Source organism: Acidiferrobacteraceae bacterium (assembly GCA_037388825.1).
Lineage (GTDB): Bacteria > Pseudomonadota > Gammaproteobacteria > Acidiferrobacterales > JAJDNE01 > JARRJV01.
Genome location: JARRJV010000004.1, coordinates 18,898 through 37,692, shown reverse-complemented (window position 1 = coordinate 37,692; position 18,795 = coordinate 18,898). Strand labels below are relative to the sequence as shown.

The following is an 18,795-nucleotide window of genomic DNA, read 5'->3' as shown; positions in this document are numbered from 1 at the left end:
CCTCTCGATCTGTTCCGTCGAATTAAGCTTCGATCACGCCCATGATGTCTTCTTCGCGCATCACGAGCACCTCTTCGTCACCGACCTTCACCTCGGTGCCGGCGTATTTACCGAACAACACCTTGTCGCCCACCTTCACGTCCAGGGGCTGGGTATTGCCGTTCTCCAGGATCTTGCCGTTGCCCACGGCGATTACTTCGCCCTGGATCGGCTTTTCCTTGGCGGAATCCGGAATGACGATCCCGCCGGCAGATACCTGCTCCTGCTCGAGGCGACGCACTACAACACGGTCATGCAATGGGCGAACTTTCATCGCTCGTACTCCTTAAGTTCTACTGGGATTACCAAAAACGTTTTCGGGTATGGCGTCCGGCCGAGGTGCCGTTTCCGGCGGCTTCAGTCCGGCAGATCATTGGCACTCTACCCGGAGGAGTGCCAATCATAATGTGAGCGTGGATGTTGTCAACCATGACGGGCCCTAATCGCGGTCGGATTCGCGGCGGAAACTGCCGTCAATGACGTGGCCGCCGTGACCGGGAGCCCCGCCCGCGGGCGCGGCCTGGGCCGATACCACGGCGCGGCGAAGAAAGGCCTTGATCAGGAAATACTGGGCCGGCGGCAACAGCAGCACCAGGCCGATGGTGTCGGTAATGAAGCCCGGGGTCAGCAGCAGGGCGCCGGCGACCAGCAGCAGCATGCCCCGCACCATTTCCGTCGCCGGGACCACGCCGCGATCGAGCTCGGACCGTACCTTGGTCATTACGGACAGGCCCTGGGCCCGTACCAGGGCCGAGCCCGCCACCGCCGTGGCAAGGACCAGGAGAATGGTCCAGCCGGCGCCGATCACGTGGCCAACCTGGAGCATGACCCAGATCTCGGCCATCGGAACGATCAAAAACAGCGCAAATAGCAGGGTGAATAGGTTCATTTTTTCCGGAAACCGGTGTTCTGCCCTAACCATGGGGCCGCGGGCCCTGAATTCAAGCTGCCCGGGGCCCGATTTCAGGCCCTCTTGCCGAGGCGGTAGGTGGAAATCGCCCGATTGGCTACACTAGGCCCCCTCGCGCCCGCTGTTCACCTCTATATATGGAAACCGCTCATCAATTCGTATTTACTACCTGCCCGGACGCGACCGTGGCGGAGACCCTGGCGCAGTCCCTGGTGGAGGAGGGCCTGGCTGCCTGTGCGAACATCCTGCCCGGACTGCGCTCGATCTATCGCTGGAAGGGCAAGACAGAGCGTGCGGACGAGGTGCTGGTGTTGATCAAAACCACGGCGAGCCGTTATCACGACCTGGAACAACGGATCATCGCCCTGCACCCCTACGAACTTCCCGAAATTGTAACGGTCCCAATTACAAATGGCCTCGCGCCCTATCTCGCGTGGCTGGAAAATCCGGAAAGGAAATCATGAAAAAATATTTGCTAATTGTCGGCCTGGTTTTGGCCAGCGCCCAGGCCTGGGCTGCATCGCCCCTGGGTGGCACGGAGGAGCTTCTGGAGCCGGATCAGGCGTTCAGCCTGAGCACCCGGGTGGTCAATCCCGACACCCTGGAGGCGAAGTGGAAGATCGCCGACGGGTACTACATGTACCGCGACAAGTTCAAATTCCAGGTGCTGAGCGGCAAGGCGCAGCTGCTGGACCCGAAATACCCGAAGGGCATCATCAAGGACGACCCCGGCTTCGGCAAGGTCGAGGTCTATCACGACTCCGTGGCGGTGCAGCTGCCACTGAAACGCGAAGGCTCAGCGGCCGAAACCGTGAAGCTGCGCATTACCGGGCAGGGCTGCAATGAGCCCGTGGGCGTGTGCTACCCGCCCATCACCAAGGAAGTCAGCTTCAATCTGCCGGCCGCAACGGCGGCCAAGGTCAAGTCCCTGGATTCGCTCAAGGAACTGGTCCAGTCCTCGTCCGGACAGGATGAATTCCTGCCACCGGACCAGGCATTTGGGGTCAGTGTCAGCGCCGCCGGCAAGGACAGTCTGCGCGCCAGCTTCCGCGTCGCCAAGGGATACTACCTGTATCGCGACAAGCTGAAATTCAACCTGGTCGGCGCCGATGGCAACACCGTTGCGGGACTGGGACTGGGCAAGATCGATCTGCCCAAGGGGGAAACCAAGGACGATCCCACCTTTGGCCCGACGGTGGTCTACCACCACCCCTTTGAGGTGGTGCTACCGGTCCAGGCGGGAGCCACGGCGATGCCGGCGATCCTGCAGGTGCACTACCAGGGCTGCGCGGACAAGGGCATCTGCTACCCGCCGGTGGACAAACAGATTCAGCTGACCGCGGGTGGTGGCCAACTGGCCATAGCGGGTGGCGAAGGTCCGGCAAGCGCGCAGGGCGGACCCGTCTCCGCGCCGGCCAAGAGCGTATCGACCAGCCAGTACCTGTGGGCGATCCTGCTGGCCTTCGGCACCGGCCTGCTCCTGACCTTCACGCCCTGCGTCTTGCCCATGATCCCCATCCTGTCCAGCATCATCGTTGGCCAGGGAGGCGAAAAGATCACGAAGCTGCGGGGCGGGACCCTGGCGCTGACCTATGTGCTGGGCACCTCGTTCACCTACACCATCGCCGGCGCCGTGGCCGGGGCCACGGGTGAACAACTGCAGGCCTATTTCCAGAACGTCTGGGCCATCGGCATCTTCAGCGCGCTGCTCGTCCTCCTCGCCCTGTCCATGTTCGGCTTCTATGAAATCCAGATGCCGTCCTTCGTCCAGTCACGGCTGCAGGAGCGTTCATCGAAGATCAAGGGCGGTTCCTTCATTGGCGTATTCATCATGGGCGCGATCTCGGCGCTGATCGTCGGCGCATGCGTGTCTCCGCTGCTGATCTCGGCGCTTGGCGTTGCCATCGCCAGCAAGGATGCGCTCCTTGGCGCCCTGATCATGTTCTCCATGTCCATCGGCATGGGCATCGTGCTCGTGGCGCTGGGCCTGGGCGCGGGCACGATCCTTCCCAGGGCCGGCGCGTGGATGGACCGGGTGAAATACTTCTTCGGGGTACTGCTGCTGGGTGTGGCAATCTATCTCCTCAGTTTGATGCCACAAATTCCCGTGCTGTACCTGTGGGCAGCACTGTTCATCATCACCTCGATCTATCTCGGGGCCCTGGAACCGGTACCTGCCGGCAGCAGCGGCTGGCGCTATCTGTTCAAGGGCGTCGGCGTCGTCCTGCTGATCTGGGGGTTCCTCGCTCTCGTCGGGGCCTTCTCCGGCAATCGCGACATCACGCGACCGGTTTCCTTCAGCGCTATTCCGTCGCTCTCCGGTGGCGGCGCCGAATCAGCCGGCACCACCGCGCAGGCCCATGTGTTCCAGCGCGTAACCACGCAGGCCGAACTGGACTCGGCCCTGGCCGATGCGCGCACAGCCGGGAAACCGGTGGTGCTCGATTTCTTCGCCACCTGGTGTACCGACTGCGTCATCCTTGAGCGCACGACCTTTGCTGACCCGAAGGTGGTATCGCTGCTGAGTCAGCGCTTTTCCGCAATCCAGGTCGACGTATCCGATCCCAACAACCCCGATACCAAGGCCATCAAGAAGCGCTTTGGCGTGTTCGGTCCGCCAGCGCTGCTGTTCCTCGATGGCAACGGCAAGGAACGCAAGGACCTGAACTTCTACGGTTACAAGTCGGCCAGCGATTTCATCGATATCCTCAACCGCGTTTGATCCAGACGCCCCGGGGGACCAGCCAGGAAAACTCAACCCATGACCGCGAAGAACACCCGCATCCTCGTCATCTCCGCGGCGGCCATACTGGCCGTCGCCGGTGGCTTCCTTTTGGCGCAGCAGATGGTCAAGACCTCGGGCCGTGGTGGCGCCGTCGCCAAGACCCTTCGCAGCGGTGCCCTGCCGTCGGAGATGATCGATTTCACCCTGCCGGATCTTGATGGCAAACCGCGCCATCTCTCTTCGTGGAAAGGGAAACTGTTGATCGTGAATTTCTGGGCCACCTGGTGCCCGCCCTGCCGCAAGGAGATCCCCCTGTTCATCGACATGCAGCAGAAATACGGTGACCGCGGCCTGCAGATCATCGGTGTGGCCGTGGACAAGACCGAAGCAGTGAAAAACTTCCGCGATTTCAGCTTCATCAACTACCCCATCCTCACCGGCCAGCAAAATGTCATGGACATCATGGCCGAGTACGGAAACCGCATTGCATCCCTGCCCTATAGCGTGATCATCGACGCCAAGGGGCATGTGCTGGGACGCAAGGTGGGGGCCTACCACCAGGCAGAACTGAGCGCCTTGCTCGATACCCTGCTTCCTCCCGGGGCCTGAGGCCACCGAATCGGTTTTTTGCACCGATCGTCGCGAAAAATCGCGAAATTCCGACCGAAAAACGAAAAAACTGGACAACGGCCGCCAGTCCCTGCACAATCGGCCGCACTTACACGTTCGATGCAGTTCGCTGCACGTACGGCGGAATTGGCCGAACGATTTTTGCAGTTCGCAAGCCGAGCCTACCGATTCCCGGGAAAATCAACTAATTGCATGGCAGACATCCTCGTCATTAACGGCCCGAACCTGAACCTGCTCGGAGAGCGGGAGCCGGAGTACTACGGTGACGCGGGCCTGGACGCCATCAACGCGGATCTGGGCAAGCTGGCGGCGGAAGCCGGCCGCAGTATCGATTTCTTTCAAAGTAATGCCGAGCACGAACTGGTGGACCGGGTACAACAGGCCATGCAGGAAGGGACGCGCTTCGTGCTCATCAATCCGGCGGCCTTCACCCATACCAGCGTGGCGCTGCGCGATGCCCTGGCGGCCAGCCGGATTCCGTTTATCGAGATTCACCTTTCCAATATCTATGCGCGCGAGAGCTTTCGCCATCGTTCCTATTTTTCCGATATCGCCGTAGGCGTGGTCAGCGGCCTGGGCGCCCAGGGGTACGAACTGGCCTTGCGTGCGGCACTGCAACGACTTTCATAAGGTAGCGTCTATGGACATCCGCAAGGTAAAGAAACTGATTGAGATGCTGGAGGAATCAAGCCTCGCTGAAATCGAGATCAACGAAGGCGAGGAATCCATCCGCATCAGCCGCGCGAGTTCGGTCACCCCGCAGGCACCGGTGAGTTATGCCCCGGTTGCCATGCCTGCCGCGCCGGCACCGACGGCCGCGCCGGCAGCCGAAGAGGAGAGCGCGATTCCCAGTGGACATGCCGTCACTTCACCCATGGTTGGCACCTTCTACCGCGCGCCCTCGCCGGGTGCGACCCCATTCGTCGAGGTTGGGCAGACGGTTTCGGCCGGCGACACCCTGTGCATCATCGAGGCCATGAAGATGCTGAACGAGATCGAGGCCGACAAGTCGGGTGTGGTCAAGGCCGTCCTCAAGGAGAACGGGCAACCGGTGGAATACGGCGAGCCCCTCTTCATCATCGAATAGCGCCAGGCGCCAGAAAGTCCTCCCATGATCGAGAAAGTGCTGATAGCGAACCGCGGCGAGATCGCGTTGCGCATCCAGCGCGCCTGCCGCGCCCTGGACATCAAGACCGTGGCCATCCATTCGGAGGCCGACCGCGAAGCGAAATACGTCAAGCTTGCGGACGAGTCCGTCTGTATCGGCCCTGCCGCGGCCGCCCAGAGTTATCTCAATGTCCCGGCCGTGATCAGCGCCGCCGAGGTCACGGATGCCATCGCGATTCATCCAGGCTATGGCTTCCTGTCGGAGAACTCGGATTTCGCCGAGCGGGTGGAACAGAGCGGATTCATCTTCATCGGCCCGCGACCGGAAACCATCCGCCTTATGGGCGACAAGATCTCCGCCATCGAGGCCATGAAACAATCCGGCGTACCCTGCGTACCCGGCTCCGACGGTCCGCTGGACGAGGACGATACGCGCACGCTCCGCCTGGCCCATGAGATCGGTTACCCGGTGATCATCAAGGCCGCCGGTGGGGGCGGTGGCAAGGGTATGCGCGTGGTTCACACCGAGGCGGCACTGCTCAACGCCATCTCCCTCACCCGCGCCGAGGCCGGTGCCGCCTTCGGAAACAGCACCGTTTACATGGAAAAATTCCTGGAGAATCCACGCCACGTGGAGTTCCAGGTCCTTGCCGACGAACACGGAAATGCAATCCATCTCGGCGAGCGCGACTGCTCCATGCAGCGCCGCCACCAGAAGGTGGTTGAGGAAGCCCCGGCACCCGGTATCACCGAGAAGCTGCGTACGCGGATCGGGGAACGCTGCGCCGAGGCCTGCCGCAAGATCGGGTACCGCGGCGCCGGAACCTTCGAGTTCCTGTATCAGGACGGCGAATTCTATTTTATCGAGATGAACACGCGCGTGCAGGTGGAGCATCCGGTCACCGAACTCATCACCGGCGTCGATATCGTCAAGGAACAGCTGTTGATCGCGTCCGGAGAGAAGCTCTCGTACCGGCAAAGGGATATCCAGCTCCGTGGACACGCCATGGAGTGCCGCATCAACGCCGAGGACCCGGATACCTTCATGCCATCCCCGGGACGCATCACCCAATATCACCAGCCCGGCGGGCCCGGCATTCGCGTGGATTCACACATCTACAACAACTACATCGTGCCGCCTTACTACGATTCCATGATCGCCAAGCTCATTGCCCACGGCGACACTCGCGAGATCGCCATGGCACGCATGAAGATCGCCCTGAGCGAAATGGTGATCGACGGGATTCGCACCAATATTCCCCTGCACCAGCAGATCATGTCGGACCAGGCCTTCGCCGAAGGCGGAGTCAACATCCACTATCTGGAAAAGAAGCTGGCGCTGAAGTAGAGCTCCCCCACGGGAGCTGCGCGGTCTCCTCGCCCTATGCCCTGGCAACGCCTGATCATCGACACCGAGCGTGACCTCGCGCAGGAACTGGATGACTGGCTCGCCGAACAGGGTGCCATTTCGGTGTCGCTGCAGGACAGCGGCGACGAACCCCTGTTCGACCAGGCGGAGGCGGAAAAACCCTTGTGGTCGCGAACCACGGTGGTCGCCCTGTTCGAGGACGGCACGGACCTGAGCGCCGTCATGGACGCGCTCGGCAAACACCTGGCACCCACGGCCTTGCCGCCCTGGCATTCCGAACGATTGTCCGACCAGCAGTGGGAGCGCGTGTGGCTGGAGCGGTTCCGCCCCGTCCACGTGGCCGGAAGGCTCTGGATCAGCCCCCATAATATGAATCCGCCGGACGCCGACGCCATCACCGTATTTATCGATCCCGGCCTTGCCTTTGGCACCGGCACCCATCCCACGACCCTGCTGTGTCTACAATGGCTGGCCGGTCTGGATCTGTCCGGGTGTACGGTCCTCGACTATGGTTGTGGCAGCGGGATTCTCGCCATTGCGGCCCTCAAGCTGGGCGCGCGCCAGGCCTGGGGCGTGGACAATGACCCGACGGCCGTGCAGGTAGCCCTGGATAACGCCCGCATCAACGGCGTGGCGGACCGGTTCTCCGCATTCCTGCCGGAAGCGCTGCCGACTGGCACCGTGGCCAACATCACCGTGGCCAACATTCTGGCCGAGCCTCTTGTAGAGCTGGCCACGGAACTGACCCGACTGACCGCCCACGACGGGCAAATCGCACTGTCCGGAATTCTTGAACACCAGGTGGACGTCGTGCGGAAAAGTTATGACACAGCGTTTACACTCGAAGTGGAATCGCGGGACGGGTGGGCGTGCCTGTCCGGTCCGCGAAAACAAGGTGCACTGAAACCATAAGCAAATGAACACCCGCTGCCCAAAGTGTCGTACCACATTCGCCGTCTCCGACAGTCAGCTGCAGGCGCGCGGCGGTGTCGTGCGCTGCGGTCACTGCGGTCAGGTCTTCCGGGCCGATCACCACCGGATTCGCACGCACCCGCCGACACCACGCCCGCCATCCGGCCGCAAACGCGGGCGAAAACCGCAGGCGGCCGTGGCTGCGGCAGGTGCGGGCAGCCGCGCTCCGACGACCGAACGCCGGCTCCCCACGATCGAGGAACTGTTGACTGGTCGTACGCGTACGCGCACACCGCTGGCCGTCTGGGTCGCGGGAAATGCTGTAATGATCCTGGTGCTATTGGCGCAGATCCTGCACTTTTATGGCAATAACCTTGTGAGCTGGCAGCCGGCAATCCGCCCCTACCTGGAACCGGCGTGTGAAATCCTGCGCTGCAATCTGCATCCGCGCGTCGATGTAGGATTGATCGAGATTACGGCCTCCAGCGTAGCGCCCCATCCCAAGTATTCAAATGCACTTCTTCTGCGCACGACCATGATCAACCGCGCGAATTTCGCCCAGCCCTATCCGCTGATGGAAGTGACGATCAGCAATCACCGCGGCCAGACCATCGGTCGCCGCGTTTTCGGCCCCGAGGCCTACCTCGCAGGTGAGTCCGAACTGCCGACGACAATGATTCCCAACCTGATTGTGCGCGCGAAACTGGAATTCACGCGCCCGGGGGCACGCGCCGACGGCTACGAGATTCGTCTGCTGGCGGACAAACGAAAAAAGAACAAGACAACGGACGGCCGGTAATCATTTAACGAAAGTGCTCGTTTTCGATTCGGAGATTTTACTGTATTATCGCTCCCCCTTTTTCTCCGAGCCCACCGAAAAAAACCGAGCATGCAAATCGGGCCATATAAATTGCGCAACAGTCTGTTTCTCGCGCCCATGGCCGGTGTCACCGACCGGCCGTTTCGGCAGCTGTGTCGCAGACTTGGCGCCGGCATGGCCATCTCGGAGATGGTTTCCAGCAATTCCCTGCTGTGGGGCAGCGAGAAGACCCTGCGTCGCGCCGACCATGCCGGCGAACCCGAGCCCCGCTCCGTCCAGATCGTCGGCGCCGATCCGCACATGATGGCTGAAGCCGCGCGCGTGAACGTGGATCGCGGCGCACAGATCATCGACATCAATATGGGATGCCCGGCGAAAAAGATCTGCAAGGTCGCCGCCGGCTCGGCCCTGCTGCAGGACGAGCCACTGGTTGCGAAGATCCTGGAGTCGGTGGTGGGCGCCGTCGATGTCCCGGTTACGCTCAAGATCCGTACCGGCTGGGATCGCGAGCACCGCAACGGATCGACCATCGCCCGCATCGCCGAAGACAGCGGGATTCAGGCCTTAGCCGTGCACGGCCGCACCCGCGCGTGCGCATACCAGGGCGAGGCCGAGTACGACACTATCGCCGCCATCAAATCGACTGTATCGATTCCCGTGATTGCCAACGGCGACATCACGACACCGGAAAAGGCGCGCCTCGTGCTGGAACACACCGGCGCCGACGGCCTGATGATTGGCCGCGCGGCCCAGGGGCGGCCGTGGATCTTTCGTGAAATCAGCCATTACCTGGCCACCGGTACGCATCTCCCGGATCCCTCCCTGACGGAAGTGCGCGATACCCTGGTCGCGCATGTGGCGAACCTGTACGACTTCTACGGCGAACACACCGGCGTGCGCGTCGCGCGCAAACACATCTCCTGGTACAGCAAGGGCCTGCGCGGAGGAGCCCTGTTCCGCGATGCCGTGAACCGGGCCGACAATGCCATCGACCAGATGCGCATGATCGCGGAATTCTTCGACCGGCAGTTCGAGCTTGCGGAGATGGCGGCATGAGCACGAAAGAGGTCGACCAGGGAGCACTGGCCAAGTGCGTGAAGCGTTCCGTCGAACGCTATTTCAAGGACCTGAACGGTCACAAGGCGGCAAACCTCTATTCAATGGTCGTCAACGAAGTGGAAAAGCCCCTGCTGGAGTCGGTGATGAAGCAGGCCGGTTTCAACCAGTGCCGTGCAGCGGAGATTCTTGGAATCAACCGCAACACGCTCCGCAAGAAACTGAAACTGCACAAGCTCGATCGCTGACAAGAACAAGAAGTGCTGCCGGATCGTCAGGTCCGGTCACTGAATCATTTTTCAGAAACCCTCCGGTGTGAGGCATCATGACCGTTATCCAACGAGCCCTGATCAGCGTTTCCGACAAAACCGGAATCGTCGACTTCGCCCGCGCCCTGCACGAAGCGGGCGTGGAAATCCTTTCCACCGGCGGGACCGCGAAGCTCCTGGCAGACAACACAATCCCGGTCACTGAGGTTTCGGACTACACCGGCTTTCCGGAGATGCTGGACGGGCGCCTGAAGACCTTGCACCCGAAGATCCACGGTGGACTGCTGGGGCGACGCGACCTGGAAAGCCACGTGCGAGCCATGGCCGAGCACGACATCCCGCCCATCGACCTCGTCGTAGTCAATCTCTATCCCTTCGAACAGACAGTGGCCCGGGATGACTGCACCCTGGAACTGGCCATCGAGAATATCGACATCGGTGGACCAACCATGCTGCGGGCGGCGGCGAAAAACCACGCCGCGGTTACCGTGGTGGTGGACGCGGCAGACTACGACGCGGTGCTGGACGAAATGAAGGCAAACCAGGGTGCCGTCGGCAATGCCACGCGCTTTCGTCTCGCATCCAAGGTCTTCGCCCACACCGCGCGCTACGACGGCGCCATCGCCAACTATCTTGGCAGCTGGCAACTGGACGAACACCAGAACGCCGTACGCTACGATTTTGGCAACAACTATTCCGCCAGCTTCACCAAGCGCCAGGACATGCGCTACGGTGAGAACCCGCATCAACGGGCCGCCTTCTACGCCGAAACCAATCCCCCGGCCGGCTCCATCTCGGCGGCCGTGCAACTGCAGGGCAAGGAACTGTCGTACAACAACATCGCCGACACAGACGCCGCACTGGAATGCGTCAAGTCTTTCGACGAACCGGCCTGCGTCATCGTCAAGCACGCCAACCCCTGCGGCGTGGCGGTCGGCGAGAATATCAGCACTGCCTACGATCGCGCCTTTCAAACCGATCCCACATCTGCCTTCGGCGGCATCATTGCCTTCAACCGCCCGCTGGACGCGACCACGGCCAGGGAAATCATCGACCGGCAATTCGTGGAGGTCATCATCGCACCCTCGGTGGCGGACGATGCAAAGCCGGTCCTCGCCGCGAAGGCGAATGTCCGTGTGCTCGCCTGTGGCCAATGGCAGGACGGCGGCAGCGCCGGTCTCGACTATAAACGTGTGGTGGGCGGACTCCTGGTACAGGACCGGGATCTGGGCGTGATCACGGCTGATGATCTGAAGATGGTCACCAGGCGCACGCCAACGGAAACCGAGTTGCACGACCTTCTGTTCGCCTGGAAGGTGGTGAAGTTCGTGAAGTCCAATGCCATCGTCTATTGCCGCGACGGCCAGACCATTGGCGTGGGCGCCGGTCAGATGAGCCGCGTGTACAGCGCGCGCATCGCCGGCATCAAGGCCGCCGACGAGGGCCTGGAGGTCAAGGGCAGCGTCATGGCCTCCGATGCCTTTTTCCCCTTTCGCGACGGTTTGGACCAGGCCGCGGAGGCCGGCATCACCGCGGTGATCCAGCCGGGCGGCTCCATGCGTGACGAAGAGGTCATTGCCGCTGCGGATGAACACGGCATCGCCATGGTCTTTACCGGCATGCGTCACTTCCGCCACTAGGAGCAGGCCGCCGATGAAGATCGCAATGGCACAGACTCCCGCCGAACTGGAACGCTGTTTTCCGGTCATGGGAGAACTGCGACCACATCTGGATGCGGATCAGTTCGTGCAACAGGTACAGCGCCAGCAGGAGGCCGGATACCGCCTGGCGTTTCTCGAGGACGATGGCGAGATCCGGTCCGTCGCCGGCTATCGCATTCAGGAATATCTCGCCTGGGGCAAGGCCCTGTATGTGGACGATCTCGTGACTGCGGAGGTCGCCCGCTCCAGGGGTTATGGCGCGGCCCTGTTCGACTGGCTGCTGAACCAGGCACGCGAAAACGGCTGTGACCAGTTGCACCTGGATTCCGGTGTGCAACGGTTCGACGCCCATCGCTTCTATCTGAATCGCGGGCTCGCCATCCACGCGCACCACTTCGCCATGATGGTCGAATAACAGACATGGGCAGCAAGATCCTTATCGTAGGGGGTGGCGGGCGCGAACATGCCCTGGCCTGGAAGGTGGCGCGGTCGGCAACCGTGGAAGCGGTGTATGTCGCACCGGGGAATGCCGGCACCGCTCGCGAACCCGGACTGGAAAACGTGCCCATTGCCGTCGACGACATCGACGCCCTGCTGGCCTTCGCCGGCAAACAGGGAATCGACCTCACCATCGTCGGGCCCGAGGCGCCCCTGGTGCTGGGCATCGTGGATCGCTTTCAGGCCGCAGACCTGCGCTGCTTCGGACCGACCAAGGCGGCCGCGCAACTGGAAGGCTCCAAGGCCTTCACCAAGGATTTCCTCGCACGACACAACATCCCGACGGCGGCCTACGGCAGCTTCAGCAGGGTCGACGAAGCGCTGGCCTATATCCGGCAGAAGGGTGCACCAATTGTCGTCAAGGCCGACGGCCTGGCCGCGGGCAAGGGTGTGATCCTGGCCCAGACCACGGACGAAGCCGAAGCTGCCGTGCGCGACATGCTGGCCGGCAATGCCTTCGGCGAGGCCGGCCACCGGGTCGTGATCGAGGAGTTTCTGCGCGGCGAGGAGGCGAGTTTCATCGTCATTGCTGACGATGAGCACGTACTGCCCATGGCCAGCTCCCAGGACCACAAGGCAGCCCATGATGGCGACACCGGACCGAACACCGGCGGCATGGGCGCCTACTCACCGGCGCCGGTGGTCACACCTGAAATTCATGAACGCATCATGGATGAAGTCATCCTGCCCACCGTACGCGGCATGGCCGCTGATGGCCATCCGTATACCGGTTTCCTTTATGCCGGCCTTATGATCGGCGAAGACGGTTCCATCAAGGTCCTGGAATTCAATTGCCGCTTCGGCGATCCCGAGACCCAACCCATCATGATGCGCCTGCGCTCCGATCTGGTGGCCCTGATTGACGCTGCCCTGGACGGACGTCTGGACAAAGTCGAGGCCGACTGGGATCCGCGAGCAGCCGTCGGCGTGGTAATGGCCGCCGAGGGCTATCCCGGGAGTTACCGCAAGGGCGATGCGATCGCTGGCCTGACCAACGCGGACTCGGAGGACTGCAAGGTATTCCACGCGGGCACCGCCTTGCGCGATGATACGGTGGTCACCGGCGGCGGGCGCGTGCTGTGCGTTACGGCACTGGGCGAGACCGTCACCGCCGCGCAGGCGCGCGCCTACGAGACCGTAGGCGCGATTCGTTGGGACGGGGCCTGGTGTCGCAGCGATATCGGGTATCGCGCGATTGCCCGCGAAAGCGGGCGGTCCTGATCAGAACCAGCTGAGGGCGTCCTGGATGATGCTGTCGAGCAACTTCTCGACGTCCTGCAGAGTCTTGCGCGATTTTGCATCACCCACCAGCGAAGGCCGGCGATAGGACACGTACACCGTTCCCGGTTTGTCCGCCAGTTCATACACGCTGATCACGTAGGGACAGAACACGATGTGATGCGGGTCAGCCTCCATCATGAAACGGGAAACGGTCGCACTGCAGAACTCAAAGGCCTGTGCGTCCTTGTACACCACCTTCTTGTATCCCAGGTCCTTGCCGGTACGCTTGAGCATGTTGCCGATGTAGGAGATGTTGTTGATCTTCAGGCCCTTGTTCGCGATCGCGGCCTTGATCTGCTCCCGCACCTCGCCGAACTCCGCCTTGACCGAGTAGGTGGCGCGATATTCATTCTTCACTGGCTTGTGTGCCGCCTGGGCGCTGGCGGAAAAGCTCAGGAACGCGAATACAAACGCTATCAGCACGGATCTCATCTTTACTCCTTGGATGTGTTCCCGTGCGCATTGTACCGGTTTCTGGCGTGCCGGGCGCGGCCGCGGGATTCCGCGCCGCAAGCAAAGCAGGTATGCTCTGCGCCTGCCCGAAAACCCCGCGAGTTGAGACATGAGCACACCATTCGTCGCCGTATTGATGGGATCGGATTCCGATCTCAAGACCATGCAGGCTACCCTGGATGTTCTGGCCAGCCTGGACGTTCCCTATGAGGTCAAGATCACCTCGGCCCATCGCACACCCGATGCTACCCACACTTATGTACGGGATGCGGATCAGCGGGGTTGTGCGGTATTCATTGCCGCGGCCGGTCTCGCGGCCCATCTTGCCGGTACCGTGGCCGGCCTGACCCTCAAGCCCGTCATCGGTGTTCCCATGGACGCCGGCCCGCTGGACGGCATGGATGCGCTGCTGTCCACGGTGATGATGCCCGGCGGTATCCCCGTGGCCTGTGTGGCCATCGGCAAGGCAGGGGCAAAGAACGCCGGCTATCTGGCGGCCCAGATGATTGGGCTGGCCGATTCCGCCCTGGCCGGTCGCCTGAAGGCGGAACGGACCGCCAACGCCGAAGCGGTTCAGGCCAAGGATCGCGCCCTGCAGGAAAGTCTGGGAAAATAGGCCCTTCAGGCGCCCGGGAACCCGGGTGCCATAAAAAAGACTAATATATTGTATGGTTGAATCGGTACCGCGGAGGGGAAATGCATACATCTGTAGAGATTGAAGGCCGTCGCGTAGACGTGGAGACCACGTCCGCCGCCGACCGCGTGCTGCGCGAATCCGGCACCGGAATCCTTGCCGAGATGGAGCTGTACTTCAGCTGCCTGATTCGAAAGAAAGTACGCTTCCACCCCGTCGGAAGCCACGATGACGAGGTCGCCGTCGGCGAGGGCCTGTCGGTGCGATTCCGGCCCGTCATGACGGCGAACTGCCCCGTGAACTACGATGGCGACGAGGTACCGGTTGCGGACTTTCCGATCAAGCGCCCTCAGGCCTATGTGCCCCATTGGCTACGCATCGACTATCGCCGCGGAGAATGGGTCGGGGAGTTCGGCTACCTGTAGCACCGGACTCCATGAATCCCGGAAAAGGCGGCCCCCAGGGCCGCCTTTTTTTCGCACGTCGCCCCCTGTCGTATACTGCGTGCAAAACCCATCCCTTCGACAACCGTGAGTCACTGGCACCTGAAACAGGCGGCGCGCATCATCCGCCACGGCGGCATTGTCGCCTATCCAACGGAATCCGTCTTCGGCCTGGGTTGCGATCCGCTGCGGCTGGATGTCGTCGAACGACTGCTCGAGCTGAAGCAGCGCTCTCCGGCCAAGGGGCTGATCCTCATCGCCCATGAACTGCGGGCCCTCCTGCCTTACGTGGAACAACTGGATCCAGCCGTGCGTGACAGGATCGACGCCACCTGGCCCGGGCCGCATACCTGGCTGTTGCCGGCAAGGCCGGAGGTTCCATTTCTGCTGCGTGGCGCCCACGACACCATCGCCGTCCGGGTCACCGCGCACCCGCTTGCTGCAGCGCTTTGCCGACAATGTGGCTTTGCCCTGGTGTCCACCAGCGCCAATGTCGGCGGCCACCGGCCGGCGCGCACGGCACTGGAGGTACGCCGAACCTTCGGCAACGCGATAGACTACGTGCTGCCGGGCGAGGCCGGTGGTGCGCCGGTAACCGAGATCCGGGACGCGCGCAGCGGTGAAGTGATACGGGCCGCCTGAACCGCCAGAACCAAGAGAATAGGGAACGCGATGAGTAAAACCGATATCGAAGCTGTGGACGCCTATCTGTGCGAGTTGCAGGACCGCATCTGCCAGGGCCTGGAACAGGAAGACGGCAAGGCCCGCTTTCATGAAGACACTTGGGACCGACCCGGCGGTGGCGGTGGGCGTACCCGCGTACTGACCAATGGCGCGGTGTTCGAACAGGGTGGCGTGAACTTCTCCCGCGTGCACGGGGCGGGACTACCGGCTTCCGCCACGTCGCACCGCCCGGAACTGGCAGGTCGCTCTTTCCAGGCCCTGGGTGTGTCTCTGGTGATCCACCCCGTGAATCCCTATGTCCCTACCTCCCACGCAAATGTACGTTTGTTCATCGCAGAGAAGCCGGGCGCCGAGCCCGTGTGGTGGTTCGGCGGTGGCTTCGATCTGACCCCGTACTACCCGTTCCGGGAAGACGTGATCTTCTGGCACGAGACCGCGCGTGATGCCTGCGCGGGTTTCGGTGACGACTACTACCGACACTTCAAACACTGGGCCGACGAATATTTCTATCTCAGGCATCGCAATGAGACCCGCGGTATCGGCGGCCTGTTCTTCGATGACCTGAATGATGGCGGGTTTGAACACTGCTTTGCTTTCCTGCGCAGCGTCGGTGATCACTACCTGCAGGCCTATCTGCCCATCGTCCAGCGGCGCAAGGACACGCCTTGGGGAGAGCGGGAGCGAGATTTCCAGCTGTATCGCCGCGGGCGCTACGTGGAATTCAATCTGGTCTACGACCGCGGGACCCTGTTCGGTCTGCAGAGCGGCGGGCGCACCGAATCCATCCTCATGTCCCTACCGCCGCTGGCGAAGTGGCGCTACGACTGGAAGCCGGAACCCGGTTCGCCGGAAGAGGAGCTGTACCGCAACTACCTGCGCCCGCGGGACTGGCTGGGAGAGAACTGAAGCCCCGGATTTGCCCGCTATCCGACCACGCGCCGCCAGTAACTGTTGCGCCAGTAGTACAGCACGGTGGTGTCTTCCGGATAGGAGTCTGCGTAGTTCACACCACGCTGCGGCTCTTCGATATTGTCGGTGCGCGTATCCAGCGGTCGCCAGTCCCGTTCCTGGTGATCGGACTCGTCGGGTTCGCGCACACGGTCCAGGGAGTAACGATCGGCGGCACCAAACTCGCGAAAATTTTTCTGCGACACCTCCAGCGATTCCCGGTTGGCGCCTCCCGGCATCAACGGAAACCGCAGTTGTGCCAGGTTGTCTTCCCAGGAACAGATCGGGCACACCTGGTGATAGCCGGGGGGAAAGGTAAAGACGCGAAATCCACAACAGGGACAGGGAAACAATTCACGCAAAGTCGAAACCCCGATTTCCATGTTCGCTCCCGGAGACCCCGGATCACTGCTTGTGCAGCAACAGTCGCCGCATTGCCCCCAGGCTCTCCCTGTTGTCCCACTGCCTGGCACCATACCACACATAGCGAATGCGCCCCCGGGTGTCGATGACATAGGTCGCGGGAAAGGCGCGAATCCGCCACTCGCGAAAGGCGACACGGGACGGATCCATCAGCACCAGAAAATCGCGCTGGATGGCGGCGGGCAGGACGGCGCGGATGACCGGTTCGCGGTCGCCGACGTTCACCGCGACCACAAGCAGCGCCGGATTGCGAAGTGCCTTCTGCATGCGCCAAAGCGAGGGCATCTCCTGGCGGCACGGGGCACACCAGCTGGCCCAGAAATTCACGATTACTACCTTGCCGCGCAGGCTGTCGAGATCGTGGCTTGCGCCCCGGAGATCCTGCAGGCGCAAAGGCGGTGGTACGGGATCGCCGGCATAGGGCTTCAGTTCGCCCGCGCCCGCCGTGAACCATACAAGCGATGCAAGCAACGCCGCTGCCTTTCCCGCAACCCGGAGCTCACTCATTTGTACGAACATTTCATGTTTTCCATTGCCATGTGGACAGTGTGCCGGGCGCCGGTTATCTTTGCCGCTGGCCTAAACCTGTTGTTCCGCGATGCCGTTCCGGTCTTCAATGGTAGTCATCCTGTTCGCGCTCGTCCTCGCCAATGGCGTCCGGGCACAAGAGCCGAGCTACAACCAGGAGGGATTCGGACTGCCGGCCCTGTTCGTGCTGAGCTACCCCGACGCAGCGCCGGATTTCGCGGGTCGCCGGGTGCGCATGATGGCCGGCGAGGTGATCCCGGAAGAACCCTTGCCGGCACACCAGCAATGGTTCGTGCTGCCCGGAACCGTGCTCAAGCCCTACCAGCTGCCTCGGCGTGGCGCCCTGCAGGTCAAGCTCTACAACGATCGCGGTGCCAAGCGTCGTCTGCTGTGCACGATCAACGTAAGGTACTACCGGAACCGGTACGGGAAATCGATTCCCATGTACCAGCTCGACTCCGACAACGAAGGTATCTGGTATGGCAACACCTTCAAGGCCTTCAACAAGATGCTCGACACGCCACCGCTCCTGTACCGCACCAACACCGACCTGCCCAACGGCGACGGGTACTACTCACACCTGACGCTCCAGTCTGCCGCGGGAGCGGTCACGATCGATTCCTGGACCGTCACCGGAACGAAATAGCCGTCCTATTTCTTGCCCGCCAAATCCGTCAGCCGGGCAATGATGTCGATGGGTGCGGGAAAGACGATGGTGTGACTCTTGTCTCCGGCGATCTCGGTCAGGGTCTGCAAATAGCGCAGTTGAAGCGCCTCCGGTTGCGTGGCGATCAGTGTCGCCGCCGCAACCAGCTTCTCCGCCGCCTGCAGTTCACCCTCGGCGTGAATGATCTTGGCGCGTCGCTCGCGCTCGGCCTCGGCCTGGCGGGCGATGGCCATGACCATGGTCGGATCGATATCCACGTGCTTGATTTCCACACTTGTCACCTTGATACCCCAGATATCGGTCTGCGCATCCAGAATGCCCTGGATGTCCGAGTTCAGCTTGTCGCGCTCGGACAACATGTCGTCCAGTTCATGCTTGCCCAGTACCGAACGCAGGGTCGTTTGTGCCAACTGGCTGGTCGCGGCGTAGTAGTCTTCCACCTGGATGATGGCGTTCTGCGGATCGACCACGCGGAAATACACGACGGCGTTCACCTTTACCGACACGTTGTCCTTGGTGATCACGTCCTGTGAGGGGACATCCATGACGATCGTACGCAGTTCCACCCGCACCATCTGCTGGATCACGGGCCAGAGGATGATCAGGCCGGGTCCCTTGACGCTCCAGAATTTGCCCAGCATGAACACCACGGCGCGCTCGTATTCGCGCAGGACGCGAATGGATACGGCCAGCAGGACAACCAGCAATCCCAAGAAAAACAATACGACTACGTTCATG

24 protein-coding genes are annotated in these 18,795 nt (G+C 61.9%); 18 read left to right on the top strand and 6 right to left on the bottom strand.

From position 1 onward, the window contains the following. Positions 1 to 22: 22 nt before the first annotated feature. Entirely contained in the window at positions 23 to 313 is a 291-nt protein-coding gene (gene groES, locus P8X48_01410) for a co-chaperone GroES (protein ID MEJ2105971.1), read from the bottom strand. A gap of 165 nt (positions 314 to 478) precedes the next feature. Then, complete coding sequence (locus P8X48_01405; GenBank protein ID MEJ2105970.1) at positions 479 to 928, bottom strand: FxsA family protein; 450 nt, start codon at positions 926 to 928, stop codon at positions 479 to 481. Between the two features lie 158 nt (positions 929 to 1,086). Between P8X48_01405 and cutA the strand changes: the two genes are divergently transcribed. The 13 genes from cutA (at position 1,087) to purD (ending at position 13,217) form a co-directional block, all read left to right on the top strand. Next, a complete protein-coding gene (gene cutA, locus P8X48_01400) occupies positions 1,087 to 1,413 on the top strand; it encodes a divalent-cation tolerance protein CutA (GenBank protein ID MEJ2105969.1) in 327 nt (108 codons plus the stop codon). Next, positions 1,410 to 3,671 carry a protein-disulfide reductase DsbD gene (gene dsbD / locus P8X48_01395; GenBank protein MEJ2105968.1) on the top strand — a complete coding sequence of 754 codons (2,262 nt, stop codon included), beginning with the start codon at positions 1,410 to 1,412 and terminating at the stop codon, positions 3,669 to 3,671. The genes cutA and dsbD overlap by 4 nt, the downstream gene beginning before the upstream one ends. Positions 3,672 to 3,710: 39 nt before the next feature. After that, complete coding sequence (locus P8X48_01390) at positions 3,711 to 4,283, top strand: TlpA disulfide reductase family protein (protein ID MEJ2105967.1); 573 nt, start codon at positions 3,711 to 3,713, stop codon at positions 4,281 to 4,283. A gap of 213 nt (positions 4,284 to 4,496) precedes the next feature. Beyond that, complete coding sequence (gene aroQ / locus P8X48_01385; protein MEJ2105966.1) at positions 4,497 to 4,934, top strand: type II 3-dehydroquinate dehydratase; 438 nt, start codon at positions 4,497 to 4,499, stop codon at positions 4,932 to 4,934. Between the two features lie 10 nt (positions 4,935 to 4,944). Further along, positions 4,945 to 5,391 carry an acetyl-CoA carboxylase biotin carboxyl carrier protein gene (accB, locus tag P8X48_01380; protein MEJ2105965.1) on the top strand — a complete coding sequence of 149 codons (447 nt, stop codon included), beginning with the start codon at positions 4,945 to 4,947 and terminating at the stop codon, positions 5,389 to 5,391. Between the two features lie 24 nt (positions 5,392 to 5,415). Next, entirely contained in the window at positions 5,416 to 6,759 is a 1,344-nt protein-coding gene (gene accC, locus P8X48_01375; GenBank protein ID MEJ2105964.1) for an acetyl-CoA carboxylase biotin carboxylase subunit, read from the top strand. Positions 6,760 to 6,795: 36 nt separating this feature from the next. Then, the gene (gene prmA, locus P8X48_01370) at positions 6,796 to 7,692 is read left to right on the top strand and encodes a 50S ribosomal protein L11 methyltransferase (protein MEJ2105963.1); all 897 of its coding nucleotides are present in this window, start codon (positions 6,796 to 6,798) and stop codon (positions 7,690 to 7,692) included. A 4-nt stretch (positions 7,693 to 7,696) separates the two neighbouring features. Then, positions 7,697 to 8,491, top strand: a complete 795-nt coding sequence (locus P8X48_01365) for a DUF3426 domain-containing protein (protein ID MEJ2105962.1) — start codon at positions 7,697 to 7,699, stop codon at positions 8,489 to 8,491. 90 nt (positions 8,492 to 8,581) lie between these two features. Then, entirely contained in the window at positions 8,582 to 9,568 is a 987-nt protein-coding gene (gene dusB / locus P8X48_01360) for a tRNA dihydrouridine synthase DusB (protein ID MEJ2105961.1), read from the top strand. After that, on the top strand, positions 9,565 to 9,816 hold the full coding sequence (locus tag P8X48_01355; protein ID MEJ2105960.1) for a helix-turn-helix domain-containing protein: 252 nt from the start codon (positions 9,565 to 9,567) through the stop codon (positions 9,814 to 9,816). The genes dusB and P8X48_01355 overlap by 4 nt, the downstream gene beginning before the upstream one ends. A 77-nt stretch (positions 9,817 to 9,893) precedes the next feature. Further along, positions 9,894 to 11,477 (top strand): bifunctional phosphoribosylaminoimidazolecarboxamide formyltransferase/IMP cyclohydrolase, encoded by a 1,584-nt coding sequence (purH, locus tag P8X48_01350; GenBank protein MEJ2105959.1) that lies wholly within the window; start codon positions 9,894 to 9,896, stop codon positions 11,475 to 11,477. A gap of 13 nt (positions 11,478 to 11,490) precedes the next feature. Further along, positions 11,491 to 11,913: a GNAT family N-acetyltransferase gene (locus tag P8X48_01345; protein MEJ2105958.1), complete on the top strand. Its 423-nt coding sequence runs from the start codon at positions 11,491 to 11,493 to the stop codon at positions 11,911 to 11,913. A 5-nt stretch (positions 11,914 to 11,918) separates the two neighbouring features. Further along, on the top strand, positions 11,919 to 13,217 hold the full coding sequence (purD, locus tag P8X48_01340; GenBank protein MEJ2105957.1) for a phosphoribosylamine--glycine ligase: 1,299 nt from the start codon (positions 11,919 to 11,921) through the stop codon (positions 13,215 to 13,217). Here purD and P8X48_01335 read toward each other — a convergent pair whose 3' ends face one another. After that, the gene (locus tag P8X48_01335) at positions 13,218 to 13,709 is read right to left on the bottom strand and encodes a DUF302 domain-containing protein (protein ID MEJ2105956.1); all 492 of its coding nucleotides are present in this window, start codon (positions 13,707 to 13,709) and stop codon (positions 13,218 to 13,220) included. Positions 13,710 to 13,839: 130 nt separating this feature from the next. Here P8X48_01335 and purE point away from each other — a divergent pair, with 130 nt between their 5' ends. From purE to hemF, 4 genes are all read left to right on the top strand, one after another. After that, positions 13,840 to 14,346, top strand: a complete 507-nt coding sequence (gene purE, locus P8X48_01330; protein ID MEJ2105955.1) for a 5-(carboxyamino)imidazole ribonucleotide mutase — start codon at positions 13,840 to 13,842, stop codon at positions 14,344 to 14,346. Positions 14,347 to 14,426: 80 nt separating this feature from the next. Further along, positions 14,427 to 14,789 (top strand): hypothetical protein, encoded by a 363-nt coding sequence (locus tag P8X48_01325; protein MEJ2105954.1) that lies wholly within the window; start codon positions 14,427 to 14,429, stop codon positions 14,787 to 14,789. Between the two features lie 105 nt (positions 14,790 to 14,894). After that, positions 14,895 to 15,449: a Sua5/YciO/YrdC/YwlC family protein gene (locus tag P8X48_01320; GenBank protein MEJ2105953.1), complete on the top strand. Its 555-nt coding sequence runs from the start codon at positions 14,895 to 14,897 to the stop codon at positions 15,447 to 15,449. 30 nt (positions 15,450 to 15,479) lie between these two features. Continuing rightward, positions 15,480 to 16,397: an oxygen-dependent coproporphyrinogen oxidase gene (hemF, locus tag P8X48_01315; GenBank protein ID MEJ2105952.1), complete on the top strand. Its 918-nt coding sequence runs from the start codon at positions 15,480 to 15,482 to the stop codon at positions 16,395 to 16,397. Between the two features lie 17 nt (positions 16,398 to 16,414). Here the strand turns inward: hemF and P8X48_01310 are convergent, their stop codons facing one another. Then, positions 16,415 to 16,822: a CPCC family cysteine-rich protein gene (locus P8X48_01310; protein ID MEJ2105951.1), complete on the bottom strand. Its 408-nt coding sequence runs from the start codon at positions 16,820 to 16,822 to the stop codon at positions 16,415 to 16,417. 22 nt (positions 16,823 to 16,844) lie between these two features. Continuing rightward, entirely contained in the window at positions 16,845 to 17,381 is a 537-nt protein-coding gene (locus P8X48_01305) for a TlpA disulfide reductase family protein (GenBank protein ID MEJ2105950.1), read from the bottom strand. Between the two features lie 97 nt (positions 17,382 to 17,478). On the opposite strand from P8X48_01305, the gene P8X48_01300 reads away from it, so the two are divergent. Next, positions 17,479 to 18,036, top strand: coding sequence for a hypothetical protein (locus tag P8X48_01300; GenBank protein MEJ2105949.1), 558 nt, complete (start codon positions 17,479 to 17,481; stop codon positions 18,034 to 18,036). A gap of 5 nt (positions 18,037 to 18,041) precedes the next feature. Here the strand turns inward: P8X48_01300 and P8X48_01295 are convergent, their stop codons facing one another. Continuing rightward, a complete protein-coding gene (locus tag P8X48_01295) occupies positions 18,042 to 18,794 on the bottom strand; it encodes a slipin family protein (GenBank protein ID MEJ2105948.1) in 753 nt (250 codons plus the stop codon). Position 18,795 lies beyond the last annotated feature (1 nt).